This window comes from Treponema sp. Marseille-Q3903 (assembly GCF_014334335.1).
In the GTDB taxonomy this organism is placed as follows: Bacteria; Spirochaetota; Spirochaetia; order Treponematales; family Treponemataceae; genus Treponema_D.
Genome location: NZ_JACSEU010000001.1, coordinates 948483 through 969707, shown reverse-complemented (window position 1 = coordinate 969707; position 21225 = coordinate 948483). Strand labels below are relative to the sequence as shown.

The window sequence follows — 21225 nt, the reverse complement described above, 5'->3', positions numbered from 1 at the left end:
TTTATTTATCCGCTGTTATTTTACTTTTTATTTTTTGCAAAAATCGTGGCTGTCTGAAATCAAGCGCACTTCTTTTAGATTTCCACTTCTGTATGCTAATTTCTTTTGATCGTCATTCAACCGTTTTGTATCATTTTCGCTCGATACTGTGATTGAACTTTCATCAAAATATCCGTTTTCATCAGGAAGCCCGTTTAGTACAACCATGTGATTTACAGCTTTTGGACATGCTTCCGAAAGATCAAAAACGCCTACAGCGTAATAATTTCTTGGAAGAACGTTCGCCATATAAAGTGCTAGGTCACGTTCACAAGTGGTGCTGTTTTCACCGTTATAGGTTTTCCAGTTACCTTCTCCAAAAAGCTTATCCATTGCATGATCCCCTTTCAAATCTCCTGAGTTCGCCGAAAATAAATCAGAATCGCTGTTTGCTATCAACGGATCTTCATATTTATTTTTATGTTCATTATCAAGTCCTAAATCCTTGTTCATCTGTGCGATGATATCAGCCAGGCTTATCAAATAACATCCATATTTGGCAATTTTCTCTTCATGAGAATTTCCAAGGTTGATATCATTGTAATCTTGCATTGTATGATTTTGGGCTACGTTATTGATATCAAACCCTTGAACATCAAAATAGTTTACAGGGTCACCAGCGCAAAACGCAAACCAATTGTTCCCGGCTCTTATCGGGTCAAGAGATGAAAAACATTTCAACTGAGGAAAATAATCTCTGTATCCAAGATCATAAAAGCAAAATCCTGAATTGTATGAACTCGATAAACTGTACGATGCAGTTTCTGAATTGTTGATTATATTTCCCCACGCGTCATATACGTTAAAATCGACTGAAAAAGAATCGTTTTTGCAAAATGCAGAACAGTTTTCCTTAAAATCGACAACGGCGTATTCTTTTTCATCACAGGAGTTTTTTGCAGATGAAAAATTTATGTAGACAAGAGGAACACATGCAAAATTCAAAACTGCATACGAATTATCATTTTTAGCCGATTTTGTCTTTGATTTTTTTTCGTTTTGAGAAATATCAAATTGAGAACTATCGAATGATTTATACGTTTCAGGATATGTTTCAACAACTGGCGGATGAAGTCCTTTCGAGTTTTCGAACGCTTTATATTTACTGTCATCGACACGTCTGAAATTGTCAAAATCATCTCCGTAGTCAACATTTCCTGCTGCATATTTGATATTAGATTCTCCGTTTTCCATCAAAACGTAGCATTCCAAAACGCAAGTCAAAAAACCGTCGTAAACGATATTTTTTACAACTCCGTCGCTATCGGTGTGCTGAATGCGCCGTCCAAAAGCATCGTATTTATATTCATCGACTTTGTATTCATTTAAAGCGATATCTTTTTCTATGATTGAGACAGGTCTTTTTTGAGAATTATAGACAAACAAAATCTCTTTGTCTTTGTTAGAAATCTTTGTAAGGCAGTTATCATCGTCCCATTCAAACTTCATGCCTTCCGATTCGGTGTTTTGACAGCGCTTTAGGCAGAGCCTCCCTGCAATATCATACTCGTAAGAAATCTTTCCAAAGATATTTTCAGCTGACTTTACATTGCCTTCAGACGTATACTGATAGTTTTGAACCCACACAGGCTGATTCAACTGCACTTTCACATTTTCAATTCCCGCATTTTTCATCACCTGATTGATTGCATCATAATCTGAATAATCAATATTGAACACAGCAGCGCCGGTATTTTTTGAATCGAGATACAGTCCGCAATCGATTGCCTCATTCTTATAGAATTCTACGATGTCGGGAGTCAGTTTCTGCTTTTCCGAAATCAGTTTTCCATCGTTGTCGTAATCGTATTTCCTGTAATTGCCGTCTTTGTCGCAAACAAAGTTGATTCTATTGTTTTCGTCATAAAGAATAAAATCAGCATTTAGTATCTCACCGATTTGATTTTTTGTTACACAGCTTTCGAGAAGCCCGATTTTATTATATTTCCAGCGAGTTTCAATCCCATTTGAATAAACCATTTCAGTTTTTCTGGAACGAGAATCGTATTTTATATCTATGCCGATTCCTGAAATATTTTCTGAAATTTTATTTATTCTGCCACATTCGTCGTATTGATAGATGAAAACAAAATTTGGCGATTTTTTTTCGATACATCTGCCATACACGTCATATTTATATTCAACTTCAACATCAGTTTTATCATCGATAAATTTTAAAAGTTTTCCGTAATCGTCATACTGATACCGATAACAAAATGAATTTCCTTCCATTTTTGTTATGAGACCAAGCGGATTGCGGCTTATCTTTGCCCAATTTCCGTCGCTGTATGAAAATGTTTCAGTGTTGTTTGAAAAATCGTGCTTGAAAGAATCTTTTTTGCCGCTAAAATTTGTCAGTTCAACAACGTTGTGCTCTCCGTCATAAACATAAGACTGAACTTTTCCAACTTCATTTCTTTCACTTATCAAATTTCCTTCAAAATCATAATTATATTGCCTTGAAGCTCCGTTTTCTTTTTTTATTTCGATTGTTTTTCTATAAAGGTTTTTGTCTTCGCTGCATGAATAAATGTAAGTTCCGGTTTTTGAATCGGTTTTTGAAGAAATCTGATTGTCTTTATTGAAGATGATTTTACTTTCTGCCCCGAACGCATCTTTTATCTCAATCGTTCTTGTCGCAGAATCATATTTTTTTGACTGATTATCAAGTGGGAATTCTTCAATTCCATCAGGATATTTTATATAACATATTTTCCCTTCAGGAGAATAATCGAATATTGTTTTATTTTGATTGCCGTCAACATTCTCAATGCACTCTCCCCTATAATTATATATGAATATCTGATGACCTTTCTCGTCTGTCCGCTCAATCATATTTCCAAAACCGTCAAATCTTGTGATACGACAGCAAGCTCCTCCGTGCTTTTCAAAAACTGCGTTTGCAGAATCATCGTACACGTATTCGATTTCGCTTGAAAATCTGCTTTCGCTTCCAAACGATGTTGATTCAATTTTTTCTTTGATCACCCTTCTGTAATCGTCTCTGGTGAGTTTTATTTCATACGAAGGAGTTTTTTTGTAAATCAAATCGCCTGCAGAATCGTATTGATAAGAAAATTCCAAACCTGAGAAATCTTTTACAGATATAAGATTGTCATTAAAATCATAATCACATCTCTCCGATTTACCGTTTTTTGTCGATTTTATCGTATAATAGCTTCCATCATTGTTGTAAAAATATTCTAAAGAAGTAAAATCGTTTACGTCTATCCGCTTAATTCTTCCAGCTTTAGAATATCTAATTATCCTCACAGTTCCGTCGCTCGCCTCTTCTTTGATTATTCTTCCAAATTTGTCAAAAGTGTTTTTCAAAGTGAACCCTGACGGATCTGTCTGAGTGATAACGGTATTTTCAGAACGCTCGTCAACTTTTTTGTGATAGGCAACTTCCGCCTTTGTTTTTGAATCATATTTTTTTACAGTTTTGACAAATCCTTTGCTGTCGTAAATATAATCTGTTTTGCAAAAAAATCTTTCTATCGGTGAATCTTTGTGAGGGATGTTCCATTTAGTTTCGCATACGAGAACATTGTCATCATCGTACACATATTCTTCTGATAATTGCCCATCGATGTATTTCTTCACAAGATTATTGCGCTCATCATAAGTTTTTCGCACTTCATATTTTTTGCCGCTGACTAAATCGAAAATCACAGATTCCTTTTCAAGTTTTCGTTTATCGTATTTTCGCTCAATTTTTCTTGAATTGTCACAAATCTGCGTTACGGAATTTTCTCCATATTGATATTTTACAAAATGACCGTTTTCATCGGAATATTTTATAAGCCTGTTTTGAGAATCGTATTGATAGGAGTTTATAAATATCCTTCGATTGCCATTGAGTTCTACATTTTTTTGTTTAGTCAGATTTCCGTATCTATCATATTCGTATTCGATTTCAAAATTTTTGTTCCTCTCCCTGATTTTTTGACCTTTTTCATTGTATTCATACTCGGCGACTTTATCGCCATTAAAATACTCAAAGAGCAAATTTCCTTTTTTGTCGTATTGATACGTTCTCGAAAAATTATCGGAATCAGTTATCTGCGTGAGCTGATTGAAATCATTGTATTTAAAATGAGTTGCTCCGCCGCCGTCATAACAAACCGATATCAAACGCAATTTATCATCATAAAGAAGATGTTTTTTTACGCCGCATTCGGAAACTGTCATAATCAGATTGTCAGAATTATATTCAAATAACGTTCTGTTACCGTAAATATCGATGACTTCGACTGGGCTTCCATAATTGTTAAAACGGCTTATTTCGTTTTTTCCGGAATAAGAAGTATGAATCATCTGTCGTTTTGCAACATCGAGGGAAAATTTTTCGGTTAAACCGGAATCGGTAGCAACTGCGGCACATACATTTTTTAAAAGCAGCGGATTGTATTCATAGTTGATAGAGATACTGCTTCCGTCACCGCGGATAATTTTAGTTAGATTTAAGTTTTGATTGTACTGATATCCAAAATTATAACCTGAATTGTCTGTGATGGTTTTCAAGGTGTTCGCATTGTATGAATAAGTCGATTTCCCATAAACATCGCTTGAAATCTCTGTTATAAAGTTAGAACCGTCTCTCTTTACGCTGATACGCTCTCCGTTTGCAAGAATTATTTCGTTTATCCGCCCGCCGATATTTTTGTATTGAGTTACGTTGTTGTTCCTATCGACTTTTTTCTCCAGCACGCCATATTTTGAATAATAAATCTTGTTTCCATCTGAAAATTTTAAAAGATATCCGCCGTCAGTGTTGTCGTCAGATGCGATATTTCCGTTTTGATCGAGCCCATAAAGCGTCATGTTCAGCGAAGACAATTTTGAAAGAGTCTTCCATTTTCCGTTTGAATCGTATGAAAAAAAATGTTCACTGCCATCTTCGTCGAGGAGTTTCAAGTTGTTTTCAAAGCCGCTATAACTTTCCGGATTCGAAAATCTTCCGTACGTGACATATTTGTTTTTATCGATAAGAAAATTTCTCAAATTGTTTCTCTGCACACAGTATTGTTTTACACCTTCAAAAACAGCACCGATGTTTTTAGCTTTTATTTCGTAGGAAATCAAAATGTCATCGGGGTAATTTGGAAAATCTCTGTTGTATTTGTCGCAAATCGCTTTCATTCTCGCAGCAAGAGCGATTTTTTCTTCAGCGTTTTTTATATCTTTGTCATAATCATCAAAAACGCACCTTACAATTCGAGAATCAAAAGGGCACGTCCAGCCTTTCCCGAACGATTCTACAGATTTATTTTCACAAAAGCTTCGCTTTATCAAAAAGGATGATTGATAGCACGTCGCTGTAAAATCATCGTTCGACCAAGAATAACTTCCATCTGCGATGTTGACAGGGTCTCCAACCATATTGTATTTTCTGTAGGTATCACCCAGATTTTTATACATGGTCTTTGCATAATCGCATTTTTTTTCAAGTTCACGATATTTTTCTTTAACTCTCGGATCATCTTTTACTTTTGTTTTAAGATTCTCTTTCTGTCTATTATACCAGTCGGAAAACGCCTTCCTCTCGTCGGGACCCAAAACTGTTTTAATTTTTAACATATTGTCATATACTTCTTTTAATCTATTTTCTTCTTCATTCAAAACTTTATTTTCCATGTTTCTCAATTCGTTAGAAGCTTTCTCAACTTCGTCAGCAGCATTTTGTGCATCTTCTGCGGCCGCTTTGAGCTCGCCAAACTCATCAAGGGATTCTTCCACTTCTCGAATTGCACGAGCCGCATCGATAGAAGCGTCCTCCGCATCTCGAAGAGCCTGTGTCGCTTCAACTTCTGCTTCATACAATTCTTTATTAACCGCCTCAATATCCTTTGAGTTCGCCCTCGCCATTGCGGCTCTTTCTTTTGCAGCTTGTAATTTAGCACGTTTTTCTTCGGCTTTCGCTTTTGCAAGATCATTTCTAGCTTTTGAAGCTTCCTCTTTGGCTTTTGCTAGTTTTACTCTTGCAGCTGCCTTATCTTTTTTTTCAAGCGCTTTCTTTGCTTCCACAGCAGCGCTTTTTGCTCCGTTTGCAGTACTTGTAGCATTCCCTGAATTTTGCGTAGATTTGTTATAATTATCTTTTGCTTTCCCGCTACCTGATGTTTTGCTATTTGAAGAACTCTCGTTGTTATTGCTCGGTTTATTTTTTTTTGCGTAAAGAACATTTACAGAAAGAAACGATAACAAAATGATAAATAAGATTCCTCGTATTTTTTTCATAAACCCTCCTAAAAAATTAATTGTATCCTGAGTAAAAAAGTTTGTTTAAAAGACTTACCCCCATCTTCGTGTCGGGAACATAGCCGTTGCTGTCTTTTACAAACTGAATCTGATTTGCGTATTTTCCTTTTGTGTATTCACCCGGATGGGCTACGCTCAAAAGAAGCCCTGACGTATATGTCGAAAAGTAAACTCCAAGCCCGCCTCTGTCTCTATCAGATGCCCATGATTCAGCCACAACAGCCTCATCGCTTTCGAAAAATTTTTCCGCCCGTTTTATAATTTGAGCAGAATCTTCTGCGTTTAATTTTTTTCTAAAATAATCAGTCAGATTTTTCACAAGCGAATAATTATCTAAATAAATGTCGCTTCCGACAGATTCGTATGAATACCGCTCTGTTTTGACTTCTTTTTTTGAAAGCAAAATATCGATGATATCATCTCTTACATTGCGACTTATGATGACTTTTGCAGATTCAAAACAAAAATCGTCAAAAGCTGAAAAATATTCTCTAAATTTAGCCGTATCGACGCATGCAATCGATGCTTTTGGAACAGTTGAATACGACTTTTTAAAATTGTCATTTACTGCTTTACAAAAAACAAATGCGGTTTTATTTTCGTTTTGCTGAAACTGATTGAATATCTCTTTATAATTCCACCCTGTTGTTGTCTGAAGCCCTTCCGTCCCGATGAAATACGAAGCGTAATCTTTCAACTCATAGACAACTTCAATTTCCGCTCCAAAGCATGTGTCAAACCCGATAAAGTCTAACTTGCTGTCTCCGAGAGTGGAACAAAGAGAGTCTCCGAATTGAGACAGCGTCATATAAGTTCTCGAAGTTTCGTCATACGAAAAGCCTTTATATCCGGTTCCATGCCCCCAGATTATAAGCCCATAATTTTTTGCAGGAAAATGTTTTGTGATAAAACTCAACGAATCGGAAAAAACATACTGAGACGACATATCGAGTTCTGTATTTTCGCCTTTTTTTAAACCGAGTTCCCTGCATTCAATCTCTTCGGAAATTATCTTTTTTTTGGAAATTTTAGAATTTGTTTTTAATCTATATAAACGAGTCCCTGTCCAGTTCCCATCTGATGAGTCATACCCCGGATGCCTGTCGATTAAGACGAAAACGCAAACTTTTTCTACATCAAGGTTGGAACTCTCCATCTCACAGATATCATCGATTGCGTTTCCTTCAAGGTTGTTGTCAGCGGACATGTAGATTAAAATATTCCACAGAGGCTGTTCAAGTTTTGACTCATCATCGTATTTGTGTTCAGGTTTGTCGATTGAAATATGCTCTCCGCCGTTTTTCATGACGTCGGGGAAAATCATTTTGCAGCTGAACAAAAAAAGCACGTCAAAAATGCAAACAGACAAAGCAGATAAAATCAAAAATATTTTTTTACGATTTTTCATCTCCCCCCCTTTCAAAAACGCTTCATTCCAAATGGGTCAGACCACACAGAACCGTCAGAATATTCAATTCTGCTGACGTAAAGATAATCTATTCCGTATATTTCATCGGGGACGACGTTGAAGTATTTATCAAGGCTGATACACGTCGTGAACGGTTTTTCTTTTTCAATTTGCTTTTCAATCGTCAGCACGATGTTGCTTTTCCCAGTCGATATAGGATTACCGTCTTTATCAAACAAAAAGAAAGAGATTGTAAATGATTCGACATCGCTTTCAGACTTATTCAAAAAATAAAGATCTAGTCCACATATTTCGTATTCTGATGATGATTCTTTCATTTCCACAGTTGCGTCGACAATATACGGAATATTGTTTTCAGCAAAACAAGAACATCCTGTTATCATAAAAAATGCAAAAATGACAAGTGCAAGGCTATTTTTTATAAACAATATTTTCATAATAATTTTTCCTCCATTTCATCTGCATAATTTTTGCAGTCAATCGATTTTAATTCCCGAAGCCTTTTTATAAATTTTTCGATTTTCTTTTTATTTTTGTTTTTGTTTGTGTCAAAAGACAAAAGGTAAATCTGATAAGAAATGACAACAGAAGCGAGCACAGAGTCTTTTTCAAAACAGATTTTTTCAACGAGCTCTGCGGCGTTTTCTATTTCTCCGTTTTTCAAATATTTATCGATTTTACAAAATGCGGTAGAAGCTGATATCAATTGGCAACAGAAAAGTTTTGTTCTGTCGTTGAAAAAATAGCCTGTTTTTTTCATTTTTACAAAACCGTTTTTTTCGCCGTACAGGGAGTACTCTCCCGATGGAACATCGTGAAAGACAAAAATACCTTCTGCATTTGTACTTGCTGCCCCAAAAAAAAGTGGGCCGGAATTGCAATAAATAATAAAGTCAGAGATAGGCTTGTTGTTTTCATCGAGAATCATTCCGCACATGTCTCCTTTTCCGCTGAAATGAGGTTTTGAAACGCATCCCGTAAAAAAAATCATAAAACCGATGATTAAGCTAAAAACTGTACTTTTTCTATTCACATTCTCTCCTTGACTAATTTCCCGTTTGAGTCTTTGTAAAAGACATTAGTTGTCCCGTCTTGATACTTCACTTCCCCGATTTTTGTGATGTTTTTTGCAATGTTTTTTGCGATTTTCATTTCAGTAGCTTTTTTCTCAGATATAGTTGTCTTTTTTACGTGTTTTACACGAACATCAAACAGCCTGATGTTGTCACAGATGTTTTTAAGTTTTATCCCGTCACAGTAGCTGACATCTTTATCAAATAAAATTGTCTTTTGATTTTCAGCAATATCGAATTGCGTAATTCCTACATTTTCATCTTTGCAGACACAATCGATTTCCCTCAAGATTTTTTCCACATCGCCGTAATTAAACCTAAACAAAATCGGATTTATGCTTTCCTCGATAAGATCGCCATCACACTGAACAAGCACTTTTCTGATTCGCGGCAAAAAGCTTTTTAAATCGCATGTTTCGTTTTTTTTATCGATTTTGACTTTTCCTTTATACTTACATTTTAAAACAGGAACTTCCGATTCATAACTGACAGGCAAAATAAACAAATCCGAATAAATTTCAGAGAACTGTTCGGGATAAATACCTTTTGCTAAAGCTTCAACTGTCTGTGTAAAACAATCGTACTTTAATGACAGCTCTCTGATTCGCCCGTTATTTTTTCCAACAATTTCAAATAAAAAATCACAAAAATCAAAACCGGAAAAACCATCTGCCCCAGCAGAATACTGCACATTTGTTTGTTCAACACCGTCTTCTTTTTCATCATTTTCAAACGCCTTTGTCTTATCATTCTTGTGATTAAAAACAATAACGAAGGAAAAGAGCAAAAGACAGATGACAAAAAACACAAATCCGGCAGCGTAAACAAATTTTCTTTTTTTTAAGTCAGCGATGTTTTCTTCGAGCTTTATTTTTTTTGCAACAACAACGTCGAGCATAGGTTTTCCATGTACCAAAGTCAAAACTGAATCAAACCCGAAATCATCTGTAAAACACGGATGTCGTTTTTCCAATTCCGATGAAATATACTTTTGCCTTTTTTTACCGAACAAAAAATTAAATGGGACTGCAATTTTATATCGTTCGGCATCATTTTTATGAACTACATTTTCTTTCCATGACATCTGCAATAAACTTCTCCATTTCCATCAGGGCCGCTCCATCTGCCGTAGTAAAGTTTTTCATCAGGCTCAGCTTCGACTTTCATAAAATCTTCAGCGTCTGCCCATCCTATATACTCAAGATTCCACATAACTCTGCACGTAACTTGCCATTCTTCAAGATTTGAAAAACATTTTCCATTGCACGTTTTTCTAAAACTATCTGAAATAAACACAAACGAATCTAATTCCCTGCGGCTTTTTTCCGATTTTTCGATGACTTTATGAACAGATGAAACGCTCCCGGCCATTGCTGATGAAAGCAAAGTCATCATTATCACAACTAAAATAATCTCAAAATATTTCATATCGATTGTCTCATATTCGGCTTCCGGCAATTTCAAGTTTGTTCTGTTCATCAAGATGTTTTTTTACAATTTCCAGCTGATGACGATTGTTTTGAATTTCAAGTTTTTTTTGTGTGCGCACGCAGTTTGTGACAAGCGTAAAAGCTGTGAACACTAGAACAATCGAAACAACAGCAATCTTACTTCCAGGAAACAATGTCACTGTCATCTCCTTGACCGCCTTCTTTTTTATCCGCTCCGTATGAGATAAGTACAAAGGGCAGATTCGAAGGAACCTCTGACGGCAGAGAGGAACTTTCAGCGCTGATATACTTAAAATCGGTTCCCCACGGATCAGAACCGGGTTGACGGTCAACGTATGGTCCGTTCCAATTTTCCGGTACAGGATAGAAAACCGGTTTTTCCCACAGAGCTTTAAGTCCTTGTTCCGTTGTCGGGAATCTGCCACAATCGAGGAAATACGTCTGCAATGCGGAGCTGAACTGCCCAATCTGGCTTTTTGCTGCCGCTTTTCGCGCAATTGCGATGAGTTTTTCTCCTGAATATACGCATCCTGCAGAAAGAATTGTCCCGATTGCGATGACGACGATTGTTTCGATAAACGTAAATCCTTCAGATTGATGAAATCCGCACATTCGTTTTCTTTTAAACTTTCCACTACTCCTCCTCAAAAAAAGCAACGCTCTAAAATTCAATTTCAAACCTCCTTAAACCCAATTAAAATCCGTCAAATACGGAACCATAAATTTTAAAATCAGTGAAAACAGAAAAACACCTGTGACCAAGATAAAAACAGGTTCAATCAAAACAAGGCAAACTTTTCTCTTTTTCTCATCTTTTTGATTCAGATAAATTGCAATCTTTTCAAAAACATCTGTTTGATTTCCTGAAATATCTGCATAATAAAAAGCGTCGGAAAAATTGCCATCGGTACAAAAAGCTCTTTTTAAATCAAAGCCATATTCAAGTTTTTCTTTAGCAGTCTTAAAAATCCTTCCGGTTTTTGTATTGTTTCCAACAATTCCGGCAGCACATTCGACTGCCGCAGAAATACCGCATCCGGCTTTGACCAGAAAATCGGCAGCGAGAAATGCCTCATAAGTTTTGTTTTCTCCAATAAACTTGACAATCATCAAAAGCATTAAAATACAGGCTCCTGATAAAATCGCAACGTAACAAAACACATCAGCGATGCTTCCTTTTTTCAGATATGCACAGACAAAGACACATGCGACAACCGAGATAACGACGACAAAAATCGGATAAATGATAGCGCCGAAAACTTTATTTCGACTTTCATCTTGACGTTCTATTTTCTTCATAAGGTATCTGATTGTTTCTTTAAACTTTCCTGTCTTCTCCGCAATTCTGATGAAAGAAATATAGATATCGTCGAAATCAAAATAAGGGCACGTTTTCATAGCGTTCGATAAAAAATTCCCATCTTCCAGCGATTTATGAAGATATTCAGCAGTTTTTTTTACAAAATCTTTTTTTCTGCCCGGCTTATGACTGATGATACGCAAGCATTCTGCAAGTCCAATGTTTTGCTTTGCATAAAGTTCATACAATTCTCTTGTGAATTTTCCTTTCACGCTGCGCTCCTCTTTTGCTTTTCCACAGCTGTTTTTCAATTTCAACATTAGTTTTTGAAGCAGACACTGATTTTTTCTCAACAATGGCATTTTGCTCGAGAACGATCGGCTCGCCCGCTTCCAACTCAACTGCATTTTCTTGCGAAAATTGATTTCTGCCTGTCAAAACAGCGAGAGTTCTGTCAAAGATTTCAGAATAATTTGTAAAATGCTCCATCAGCTGATCAATTGAATCTTCATCTTTTGTAACTGAGATAGATTTTATAAACCGCGAATTTGGTATTGCAATATCTGCGTAGAGCCTGACTTTTTCATCAAAATAGTTCAGCTCTTGACAGATTACCCCCTGCAATACAGACGCCAAAATGTCCCTGTCTAATCCTAGATTTTCCAGACGCAAAATCGATTCGGCAGCGCTGCCCGTGTGAAGCGTCGCAAAAACAAGATGCCCTGTCAGTGCCGCCCTCAACGCTGCGTTTGCGCTCGTCTCATCTCTTATCTCGCCAATCATGATTACGTCAGGGTCTTGCCTGAAAATATGGTCAAGCGATTCCGAAAAAGAACATTTATCTCCGTTTTCCTGACTGCCGGCGTGAATCTGTGAAACGCCGGGAATCACATATTCAGGAGGATCTTCAAGGCTGATAATCTTTAATTGCCCGCACATTTTCTTTTGAATTTCAAGCAGAATTGATGCAACTGTCGTAGATTTTCCGGATCCTGTGGGTCCGCAGACGACAACAAGTCCGCATTTGTATCCTTCAAGCATTTTTATTTTTTCCATCTGCGTCTGATTAAAACCAAGAGAGTCTATTGCGAGAGGAACTCTTGCGGTATCTAGTAGACGAATCACAAGCGATTCATCTCCCGAATATTCTTTCCCAATGACAGGAATTGTCGAAACACGCAAAAAAAGAGGATTGGAATTCCCGTGAACAAAATGTCCGTCCTGACTTTTTCGTTTTTCAAGGACATTCATTCCGGCAAGAAGTTTTATTCGCTGAACAAGTTCAACAGTTTTTTCAGGAAGCAAGCTGACATGGGTTTTCAACATTCCATTTATCCGAAATTTGACACAATTTTTTTCGATATGGATATCTGTCGCATTTTCCTTTCTCGCTTCAGACAAAATGCTCTCCAAAAGAATGACAGCCGCAGCCTCGTCACTGTTGTTATCATTTTCTTGTAAAGACGGCAGATTTTCGCCATTCGATTTGAAAAGCCCCGAAACATAATTTCTTATCTCTTCGCGTTTCCCTTCTACAAAATCAATCTGAGAAAAACCTTGATATTCAGAGGGACAACCGTCTATCAAAAGAATATCTTCAAGATATCTGTCGAATGCACGCCTTAAACTGTTTTTCAGGATTTCGTTTTCAAAATTTTCGATTATAAAAAAAATTTTACATCCATGCTGCTCTTTGACCGCAACTCCATTGTAGAGACAGTACGCCGGTGTCAGCTTAAAAATAAAATCACTCATCTTTGCCTCCTAAATCTCCGTCTTTTTTACTTTTCATCAATTATTTCAATCAAGTTTTCAATTCGCTCTTTAGCCCATTCTTCTGTAAAATTCTGCTCATTTTTTTCAGCTTTCTGATTGTCAAGGTGCGGAACAAGATAGATAACCATTTGGCTCTGTTCATTTGTCTGCTTTTTCGATTTAAACAGCTGCCCAATTATTGGAATTTTTGAAAGAAAAGGCGTCCTCTTTTGCTGCAAACTGTCAGCAGTCTGAAATAAACCGCTTAAGACAACAGGTTCCCCGCTCTTTCCGCAAACTTCCGTCGTAAGAATTTTTTCAGAAGTAGGCGGCGGGTTTCCTGTCTGTGCAGACATATCGGTACCCTGTCTTGAAACTGATGCAGTCACCCTGCTAGTAATCTGATTGTCACCGCTTACCCAACCGAGCACGTCAAGTTTTATACCGGACGATATTTCCCTTGTTACACCCGAATAAACAGGTTTTCCGGTTTGAGGATCGACATTATTATCCCTGTATCTGTAAGTATTTGTATTTTGAAAACTGATCTGCTTTCCTGAAACTCCGTGAAGAGTTGTGTCAGCAAAGACTTTAGTTTTGTTTTCCTCAATCGAACTTTGAAGTTCTGCTGCAAACACAAGCCCAAATGAAGTCACAATATTTAAGTTAAAACTTGTCACAGAACCTAAAACTACGGAAATATTATTTTTATCTCCGGCAGAAACCCTTTTACAATCAAACGATGAGCTCCATGTGTTGCAGCCCGTTTCATCATATTGCAAGATAAGCAAATCATACGTCAGACGTTTTACAGGACGGTCACAAAGCTCTATCTGAGAACACATATTTTTATACGCTTCTTCGGTTCCCCTAAAATACAGCGAATTGTTGTCATCAGCAAAAAAAAGCGCATTTTTTTCGACGCAAGGCGGAAGATGTTCAACAAGCTCGCACGGTTTTATGTATTTCAGATTTACAAGATAAACAGACTGCTTTACGTCCACTTCAGATAATAAGTTTTGAATTTCCAGACTTTCTTTTTCGCTTGCGCAACACAAAAATGCAGTTTCATCAGGAAGCGCAATTGTTTCAAGTTTTCCAACCCTCTTAAAAATGAAGGAAAAAATATCCTGAGGCTTTGTATACCGTAATTGAAATTTTCTCCAGTTTCTTGTACCCGAGATGATTTCCGATTTTGAGTTGCTATCTGCAAAAAAATAAAATAAATCACCTTCAAATACATAATTGCAGCCCGCTTGTAAACATAATTTTTTTAAAGTATCCGAAAAATTTTCTCCAATAAAAACAGATCTCTGAATTTTCGCATCACTACAACCTAGTAAACAAAAACTGACATCAGTTCCATTGAATTTTTCAATTTCAAACAACCTTTCGACAACTTCAGTAAAACTACATTCTCTCAAGTCAACAGAAAAACCGTCATCTATTTTTTCAACTAGAACAGAACCGCCAAATTCGACACGTCTATTTTCATTTTTCTTCGCAAGATGATATCCAAGTTCTCCGCGCACAACAGTGTATCCACCTATCTGTTTAGCCAAACTTTCAACCAAATTCTCCTCAGTAATTCCTGAAAAATGAACAGAAATCCTCTGAGCAGGCAACGAATCAAACGTCAACACACCTTTAATCGATTTTGATAATTTCTCAACAACCTGAACAGGAGTCAAATCGCATACATCTAAATATAACAGATTCCTTTCTTTCCTAAGTGAGTAACGGCTCACAGTCCAGACATCACGTTCTCGGCTCACAAACAATCTCTCCGATTTCAAAAACGCTTCAAAAGCAGCATCAAATTCTTTCCCTGCAAACTTTAAGCTACCTTTACCGCTTACAGTATCATCAGGAACTATGGAAATCCCGGTGTCAATTGAAACGGCAAAAAGAATATCCTTAATATCGCAATCAGAAAAATCCCAACTATAGTATCCGTCGTTCGCAACCACACAAAAAAAATCAAACACCAAAATCAGAACAAAGAACACAAGCTTTTTAAACTTTCCGCAACCGGAAAAAAACATCTGCCTCAAAATATTTTAACCTCCACAATACTATTTGCCGCAGAATACGATTTTTGACAAAATTTCCGATAAGATTTTGCTAAAATTTAAATTTTTATTTATCATTGCAAAACCTCTCCTTATTCATTAAAATAACGTAAATATCATTTGATATTTATTTTTATCAGGAGGCAACCATGGACGGTGGGTCGAGTTATCCCATACATTCGTTGACAAAAACAAAAAGTCTCTTGATTATCATTTTCTGACAGAACATCAAAATCAGTGTTGATCAAAAGGCTTCTCACTATCTAAAAAATATTACGGAGTATAATCATGATTACATACTGGCAGCAGATTGAAGGTCAATTCAAAAAAACAAAAAAAGACGACATAGACGAATCACTTCCTGTTTGGGTCGATGCGCGCAGCGTAACCCGCGACGAAACTACATTTTTGCAGGAAGAATATCAACTTGAACAAGACCACATATTAGACATCCTTGACCCTGATGAACTGTCTCGTATTGAAGAAGGTGACAGCGGATATATTCTTACAATTGTCCGTGTTCCTGTTTACGATCCGTCAGCGGAAACACTTTATTATACGCTTCCAATCGGAATCATCATAAAAGGAAAGATAATCATCACAATGTGCTGGACAGACAGTGAAGTTTTGCGAGATTTCGGCTCAAACAGAATACGAAACGTGCGGCTAAACGACTTTCCATCATTTATTGTTCACATTTTGAATCGGGCAAACTTAAATTTTTTGCGTTATCTTAAAGAGATAAACAGGCGCTCGACCAGCATCCAAAACGAGATGCGCCTTGAAATTGAAAACAAAGAAATCATGCTCATGCTCGGGCTTGAAAAATCTCTTGTTTACTTTACAACTTCGCTCAAAAGCAATTCGCTGCTTTTTATGAAGATGAAGAGCACAAAACTTATCCAGTTTGGCGAAGACGACATCGACTTTGTTGAAGGTGTTGAAATAGACAATCGTCAGGCTATTGAGATGGCCGATACGTATTCAAACATTTTGTTAGGCGTCATGGAAGCGTACTCTTCTGTAATCTCAAATAACTTGAACGTTGTGATGAAAAAACTCGCTATAATCAACCTTGTGATGATGGCTCCTACTTTTGTAACAAGTTATTTTGGAATGAACTTTCGACAGCCTTTTGATAAATTACCAGGCTACTGGCCGTTGATTATGGCAACGATTCTCTGTGTAGTTTCGATATTTATCTGCACATGGCTGTTGAATTTCAACAGAGATACTATAAAAGCGATAAAAAACGCCAGAAAAATGTCTAGAAAACAGAAAAGCAAAGTTCGACAAGAAGCAAGACGTTTAAAACTTCAAGAAAAGAAATTAAAAAAATAATTATTCTTCAGAAAGCTGTGCGGTGCAGCAGATTCTAAATCCCATATAATTATAAAATTCGTTTGGATCGTAGCTGTATCTGTCACCTGCATACAAAAACATCGTATATTCAGACCAGCTTCCACCGCGGCTAACTCGTTCAAATCCTACATCAGGACCTGTTTGATTATCAGATGTATAGTCAGAAAACCAGTCCCAACAAAATTCAAGCACGTTCCCGCACATATCGTAAAGCCCTGCACCGTTTGCGTTTCCTGTAGCAGGGTAAGATATTTCATCGGGAATAAAAGGAATACCGGCAGTCCCAACATTGTGAGTAGATGTTGCGTTTTCTGATGACCACGCATACAAAAGCCCTTCTTCAGGATCTGAAGTAAGCTGACCGCTTATCATATCTCCGCGCTGCAATCCCATTCTAGTGCGCCTTGCAGCATATTCCCATTCAGCTTCGGAAGGAAGTCTGTAACCATCAGCTTTCCAATTGCACACACACAAATCACATGCAGCTGTATCGCTTGAATCACGCAATACGTCTCCGTTGTAGGCATAACATGGAGTCTTACCGCGAAGTTCACTCAAAGCGTTGCACCACACAATAGCATCGTACCAGTTTATCATTGTGACAGGCTGAGCATAATCTAATTCGGTTGAGGGGGCTCCTCGTTTGCCGTTTGAACCACCCTGACCAGGATTTTGAAAATAATAACCGATTTTTTCCGCATTGACTCTGACAGAATACCACAGTGCGTAAGTCGTTTCGTATTTGTTTATTGAGAAAGGGTTGAGCTCTCGTTTTGCAGTATACGCCTGAGTATCTTCACCGATTGTGTATGAAAGTTTTGTTCTGAAAGTTACAAGGCTGATGCTAGAAAAACCTATCTGAGCAAATGAACATCCTGCCGCAAATCCGAGAAATAAAACTGTAAAAATATTTTTTTTAAGATTAAGCAAACACGTCTCCCGTAAAAATCTCTAAATTAAAACATATCATGTTTACATTATAACTGATTTATTTCAGTTGAGACAACTTTCCAACAGTCTCCATCTTTTTCAATGATGAGCCAAGCGTAAGTTCCTTTTTCACCAAGGCTGCCCGGATTTATAACAACAGTTTCTCCAATTTTTTCAATCCCTGTTCCCTCGTGGATATGACCGCAGAGTACTGCTAACGGTTTGTTTTCTTTTATAAAATCAGTGAATTTTTGGCTGCCGGCATGATGGACTCCGTCAAAAGAATCGATTTTTTCTGCAACAGGCGGATTATGGCTTACAAGTATCAGATTTTTCCACAACGATTTGTCTCCCGACTGTTCAATCGAGTCTTTTACAATATCAAAATCAGCGAGGATTTCATCTTCTTCGCGTTCAAACTCCGTTTTGCCTGTGAACTTTGTTCCGCCTCCGGCACCTGCAAACGCAAGTCCTTCATGAAATACAAGAGCATTTTCTACGCTGATGTCATGATTTTCAATATCTTCAAGAAACGATTCATTATCACAGTTTCCGAGCACTGCAAAGATATTATCATGTTTTGAACAAAGCGCTTTGAGCGCTTCTTTGCCAGTTTCAGGTTTAAAACACGCAGCAAAGTCACCGCCAAAGACAACGGCGTCGGCAACTTTGAACTGTTCGTCCATCTTGTCTAAAACATCATTGTGTGCATGCAAGTCGCTTATCACTAAAATCTTCATAACATAGCCTCCAGCTTATTTAATCGCCTTGAGAATCGCCTGAGCAAGCATTTCCATCTGATGTGGCGTTCCAATTGAGATTCTTACAAATTCTTCAATTCCCTTTGTTGCAAAATGACGTATCAAAATGCCGTTTTCTTTTACGGCTTTGTAAAGTTTTTCGCCACCGATTTTTTGATGTTTTGCAAAGAGAAAGTTTGTTTGGCTCTTGATGACAAAAAATCCGTTTTCTTTGAGAAAATCATAAAACTTGTCGCGTTCCTGCACAATGCGGCGCGATGTGTCTACGTAATATGCGACATCTCGGCAGGCAGCAGTTCCGCTTACTTGCGCAATTGCGTCGATTGGAAAATGATTGACGCTGTTTTTTACAGTTGTGACGATATTTACGAGCTCAGGATTTGCAACAATGTAACCGAGCCTTTGCCCTGCTCCGCACAAACTTTTAGAAAACGTGCGCACAATCACAAGATTTTTAAAATCTGAAAGAAGCGAGATGCACGACTCCCCGCCAAAATCTACATACGCTTCATCAACGACAAAGATTTCATCTTGATTTGCAGCTTTCAACATCTGTAGAACATCGCTGCGTTTAAGCCCGATTCCTGTCGGAGCATTAGGATTTGCAAAAATTATTCCGCCATTATTTAGAGCGGCTCGCTTAATCATTTCAGAAGTGTCGAGCGACCAGTCCGCTTTTAGAGGGACGCAGTCTATCGGAATATCATAAAAACCGGCGTAAACAGGATAAAAACTGTACGTAAATTCCGGCATGACAAATTTCTTTGAAGAATCAAAAAAAGCGTAAAAAAGAAACGAAAGAACTTCATCAGAGCCGTTACCGCAGTAAATCATGTCGGGAGTAACAGTAAACGCAAGCTTATCTTCATCAGAAGGAAGCACTTTTTTACCATCGATTTTTGCACGGCATAAAACGCCGCCTGACTGATTTAACATATCAGCAATCGCTGCACGAAGTTCATTAGAATCAGGATCGGGATAAAGCCCCATTTTCTCAGGATGATTTTTTACAAATTCAAGCACAGCATTCTGCACTGATTCACTCGGCGGATAAGGATTTTCATTTGCATTGAGTTTTATATAGACGCGGTCTTTAGGTTGCTCTCCGGGAACATAAGGATGAAGTCCACTCATACGTTTTGACATCAACATATATGTATTTTAGTCTGTTATAAGTAAATTTTCAATTATTTTTATTTTTGTTGACATATCAACGTCGATGCATTATATTATACTACGTCAGCCGTAATACCACGATAATCGTTGTAACGACTGATGAAAAAAGCGCTGAGTTGCGTCGCGCTCCGTAAACTTTGATTCAGCGCATCCGTGCGCTGCCGCTAACGCGGTGTTTTTATAGGAGTGTGGTAAAAATCACTTCCTTGTAATTTTTACCACTAAAGTTTACTTTGCGCGTCGCGCTCCGTAAACTTTGATTCAGCGCATCCATGCGCTGCCGCTAACGCGGTGTTTTTATAGGAGGAAGAATGATAACAATCAGCAGTGATGTTATACGCGGTTATAACGACACAATGATTTTGTATCTGCTTCTGCAAAATGATTCTTACGGATACGAGTTGTCCAGAAACATCAGGGAAGTTTCGGAAGAAAAGTACATAATAAAAGAGACAACTCTTTATTCTGCATTTGCGCGAATGGAAACAAACGGTTATGTCGAATCTTATTCAAAAAATGCAGAAAACGGCAAACGTCGTACTTACTACCGTATCACCGACAAAGGCAGAAACTACTACAAAGAAAAATGTGAAGAGTGGAACCTCACAAAAGAGGTTATCGAAAAATTTATAGCAAAATAGGAGAAAATTATGGAAACAATTAAAAGTTATTTAGATTCGATGTTCCGCGGTTTGCCATTGACAGACAAAGTTATAAAAGCAAAATCTGAACTGCTTCAGATGATGGAAGACAAATACACGGAGCTGATAAAAGAAGGCAAATCTGAAAACGAAGCTGTCGGCGAAGTAATCTCGAATTTCGGAAATCTCGACGAACTTGCAAAAACACTTGGAATCGAGGATATCCTTTATTCGAACAAGCAGGACAAAATAAACCGTCATAAACTTTCATTTGAAGAAGTTAACAAGTACATTGAAGCAAAGTTTAAGGCTATCAGGCTGACAACTATTGCAATATCGCTTTGCATTATGTGTTTTATCCCCCCAATTTTAGCACACAGCGCAAACTTTGGAGATAGATATGGCGTTCTTGGAATGTTCGTAATGCTCGGGATCGCTATCGCTCTTTTTATTGTCGTTCCAAACACAATGGAACAATGGAAATATATCAAACATGAACCATGCGCAATAGATTCTGTCACAATTGATCAGTTAAAAGAACGAAAAAGCGCATTTATAACAACATACAGCATAAAATATTCACTTGGTGTTCTTTTATGTGTGCTGTGTTTTGTGCCGGCAGTCTTTTTGGACAGTTTTGAAAACGAATTTATAAACAATCTTGAAGGAGCGTTCTTTTTTATTTTTATCAGCGTTGGAGTTTACCTAATTGTAACTTCAATAAAGATGAAAAAAATTTATGACCATCTGATCAACATCAACAATGCTACAGAATTCAAAGCACCAAAAAAATCAGATTCATACAAAAATCCAAACCTAAAATCAATAATGAGCATCTACTGGTCTGTTGTGCTTTGCATATACCTGTGTATCAGTTTTTTGACATTCCGATGGGACATTTCGTGGCTTATCTGGCCGGTTGCCGGAGTTGGAAAAATAATTCTCAAAGCTATGAATGGCGAGGAAGTGTAA

The 21225-nt window shown here is 37.4% G+C and carries 17 protein-coding genes; 3 read left to right on the top strand and 14 right to left on the bottom strand.

The genetic code is table 11. The features are described from left to right. Nucleotides 1-27 precede the first annotated feature (27 nt). From H9I37_RS04415 to H9I37_RS04365, 11 genes are read right to left on the bottom strand one after another with little or no spacing between them, the layout of a single operon-like run. The gene (locus H9I37_RS04415; RefSeq protein WP_187381255.1) at nucleotides 28-6282 is read right to left on the bottom strand and encodes an RHS repeat-associated core domain-containing protein; all 6255 of its coding nucleotides are present in this window, start codon (nucleotides 6280-6282) and stop codon (nucleotides 28-30) included. A gap of 16 nt (nucleotides 6283-6298) precedes the next feature. After that, nucleotides 6299-7711 carry a clostripain-related cysteine peptidase gene (locus tag H9I37_RS04410; RefSeq protein WP_187381254.1) on the bottom strand — a complete coding sequence of 471 codons (1413 nt, stop codon included), beginning with the start codon at nucleotides 7709-7711 and terminating at the stop codon, nucleotides 6299-6301. Between the two features lie 11 nt (nucleotides 7712-7722). Beyond that, entirely contained in the window at nucleotides 7723-8169 is a 447-nt protein-coding gene (locus H9I37_RS04405) for a hypothetical protein (protein ID WP_187381253.1), read from the bottom strand. Beyond that, the gene (locus tag H9I37_RS04400) at nucleotides 8166-8765 is read right to left on the bottom strand and encodes a peptidase associated/transthyretin-like domain-containing protein (RefSeq protein ID WP_187381252.1); all 600 of its coding nucleotides are present in this window, start codon (nucleotides 8763-8765) and stop codon (nucleotides 8166-8168) included. Before H9I37_RS04400 ends, H9I37_RS04405 begins: the two co-directional genes overlap by 4 nt. Beyond that, on the bottom strand, nucleotides 8762-9889 hold the full coding sequence (locus H9I37_RS04395; RefSeq protein ID WP_187381251.1) for a hypothetical protein: 1128 nt from the start codon (nucleotides 9887-9889) through the stop codon (nucleotides 8762-8764). Before H9I37_RS04395 ends, H9I37_RS04400 begins: the two co-directional genes overlap by 4 nt. Beyond that, nucleotides 9868-10284: a hypothetical protein gene (locus tag H9I37_RS04390; RefSeq protein ID WP_187381250.1), complete on the bottom strand. Its 417-nt coding sequence runs from the start codon at nucleotides 10282-10284 to the stop codon at nucleotides 9868-9870. The genes H9I37_RS04395 and H9I37_RS04390 overlap by 22 nt, the downstream gene beginning before the upstream one ends. Next, on the bottom strand, nucleotides 10244-10435 hold the full coding sequence (locus H9I37_RS04385; RefSeq protein WP_187381249.1) for a hypothetical protein: 192 nt from the start codon (nucleotides 10433-10435) through the stop codon (nucleotides 10244-10246). The genes H9I37_RS04390 and H9I37_RS04385 overlap by 41 nt, the downstream gene beginning before the upstream one ends. After that, nucleotides 10413-10928: a type II secretion system major pseudopilin GspG gene (gene gspG, locus H9I37_RS04380; protein ID WP_255422491.1), complete on the bottom strand. Its 516-nt coding sequence runs from the start codon at nucleotides 10926-10928 to the stop codon at nucleotides 10413-10415. Before gspG ends, H9I37_RS04385 begins: the two co-directional genes overlap by 23 nt. Before the next feature lie 12 nt (nucleotides 10929-10940). Then, nucleotides 10941-11828, bottom strand: a complete 888-nt coding sequence (locus H9I37_RS04375; protein ID WP_187381248.1) for a type II secretion system F family protein — start codon at nucleotides 11826-11828, stop codon at nucleotides 10941-10943. Beyond that, nucleotides 11797-13311, bottom strand: coding sequence for a GspE/PulE family protein (locus tag H9I37_RS04370; protein ID WP_187381247.1), 1515 nt, complete (start codon nucleotides 13309-13311; stop codon nucleotides 11797-11799). The genes H9I37_RS04375 and H9I37_RS04370 overlap by 32 nt, the downstream gene beginning before the upstream one ends. 26 nt (nucleotides 13312-13337) lie before the next feature. Next, the gene (locus H9I37_RS04365; RefSeq protein WP_255422552.1) at nucleotides 13338-15356 is read right to left on the bottom strand and encodes a type II secretion system protein GspD; all 2019 of its coding nucleotides are present in this window, start codon (nucleotides 15354-15356) and stop codon (nucleotides 13338-13340) included. 315 nt (nucleotides 15357-15671) lie between these two features. Here H9I37_RS04365 and H9I37_RS04360 point away from each other — a divergent pair, with 315 nt between their 5' ends. After that, entirely contained in the window at nucleotides 15672-16724 is a 1053-nt protein-coding gene (locus H9I37_RS04360) for a magnesium transporter CorA family protein (protein ID WP_187381245.1), read from the top strand. On the opposite strand, the gene H9I37_RS04355 is transcribed toward H9I37_RS04360, so the two are convergent. Genes H9I37_RS04355 through hisC form a run of 3 tightly spaced genes read right to left on the bottom strand, consistent with a single transcriptional unit; the run spans nucleotide 16725 to nucleotide 19588 of the window. Beyond that, nucleotides 16725-17675: a formylglycine-generating enzyme family protein gene (locus H9I37_RS04355; RefSeq protein ID WP_222864179.1), complete on the bottom strand. Its 951-nt coding sequence runs from the start codon at nucleotides 17673-17675 to the stop codon at nucleotides 16725-16727. Nucleotides 17676-17722: 47 nt separating this feature from the next. Further along, a complete protein-coding gene (locus tag H9I37_RS04350) occupies nucleotides 17723-18415 on the bottom strand; it encodes a metallophosphoesterase (protein ID WP_187381244.1) in 693 nt (230 codons plus the stop codon). Between the two features lie 15 nt (nucleotides 18416-18430). Then, nucleotides 18431-19588, bottom strand: a complete 1158-nt coding sequence (gene hisC, locus H9I37_RS04345) for a histidinol-phosphate transaminase (RefSeq protein ID WP_187381243.1) — start codon at nucleotides 19586-19588, stop codon at nucleotides 18431-18433. 335 nt (nucleotides 19589-19923) lie between these two features. Here hisC and H9I37_RS04340 point away from each other — a divergent pair, with 335 nt between their 5' ends. Both H9I37_RS04340 and H9I37_RS04335 read left to right on the top strand, forming a co-directional pair. Then, nucleotides 19924-20253 carry a PadR family transcriptional regulator gene (locus H9I37_RS04340; RefSeq protein ID WP_187381242.1) on the top strand — a complete coding sequence of 110 codons (330 nt, stop codon included), beginning with the start codon at nucleotides 19924-19926 and terminating at the stop codon, nucleotides 20251-20253. Between the two features lie 9 nt (nucleotides 20254-20262). Further along, nucleotides 20263-21225, top strand: coding sequence for a permease prefix domain 1-containing protein (locus H9I37_RS04335; RefSeq protein WP_187381241.1), 963 nt, complete (start codon nucleotides 20263-20265; stop codon nucleotides 21223-21225).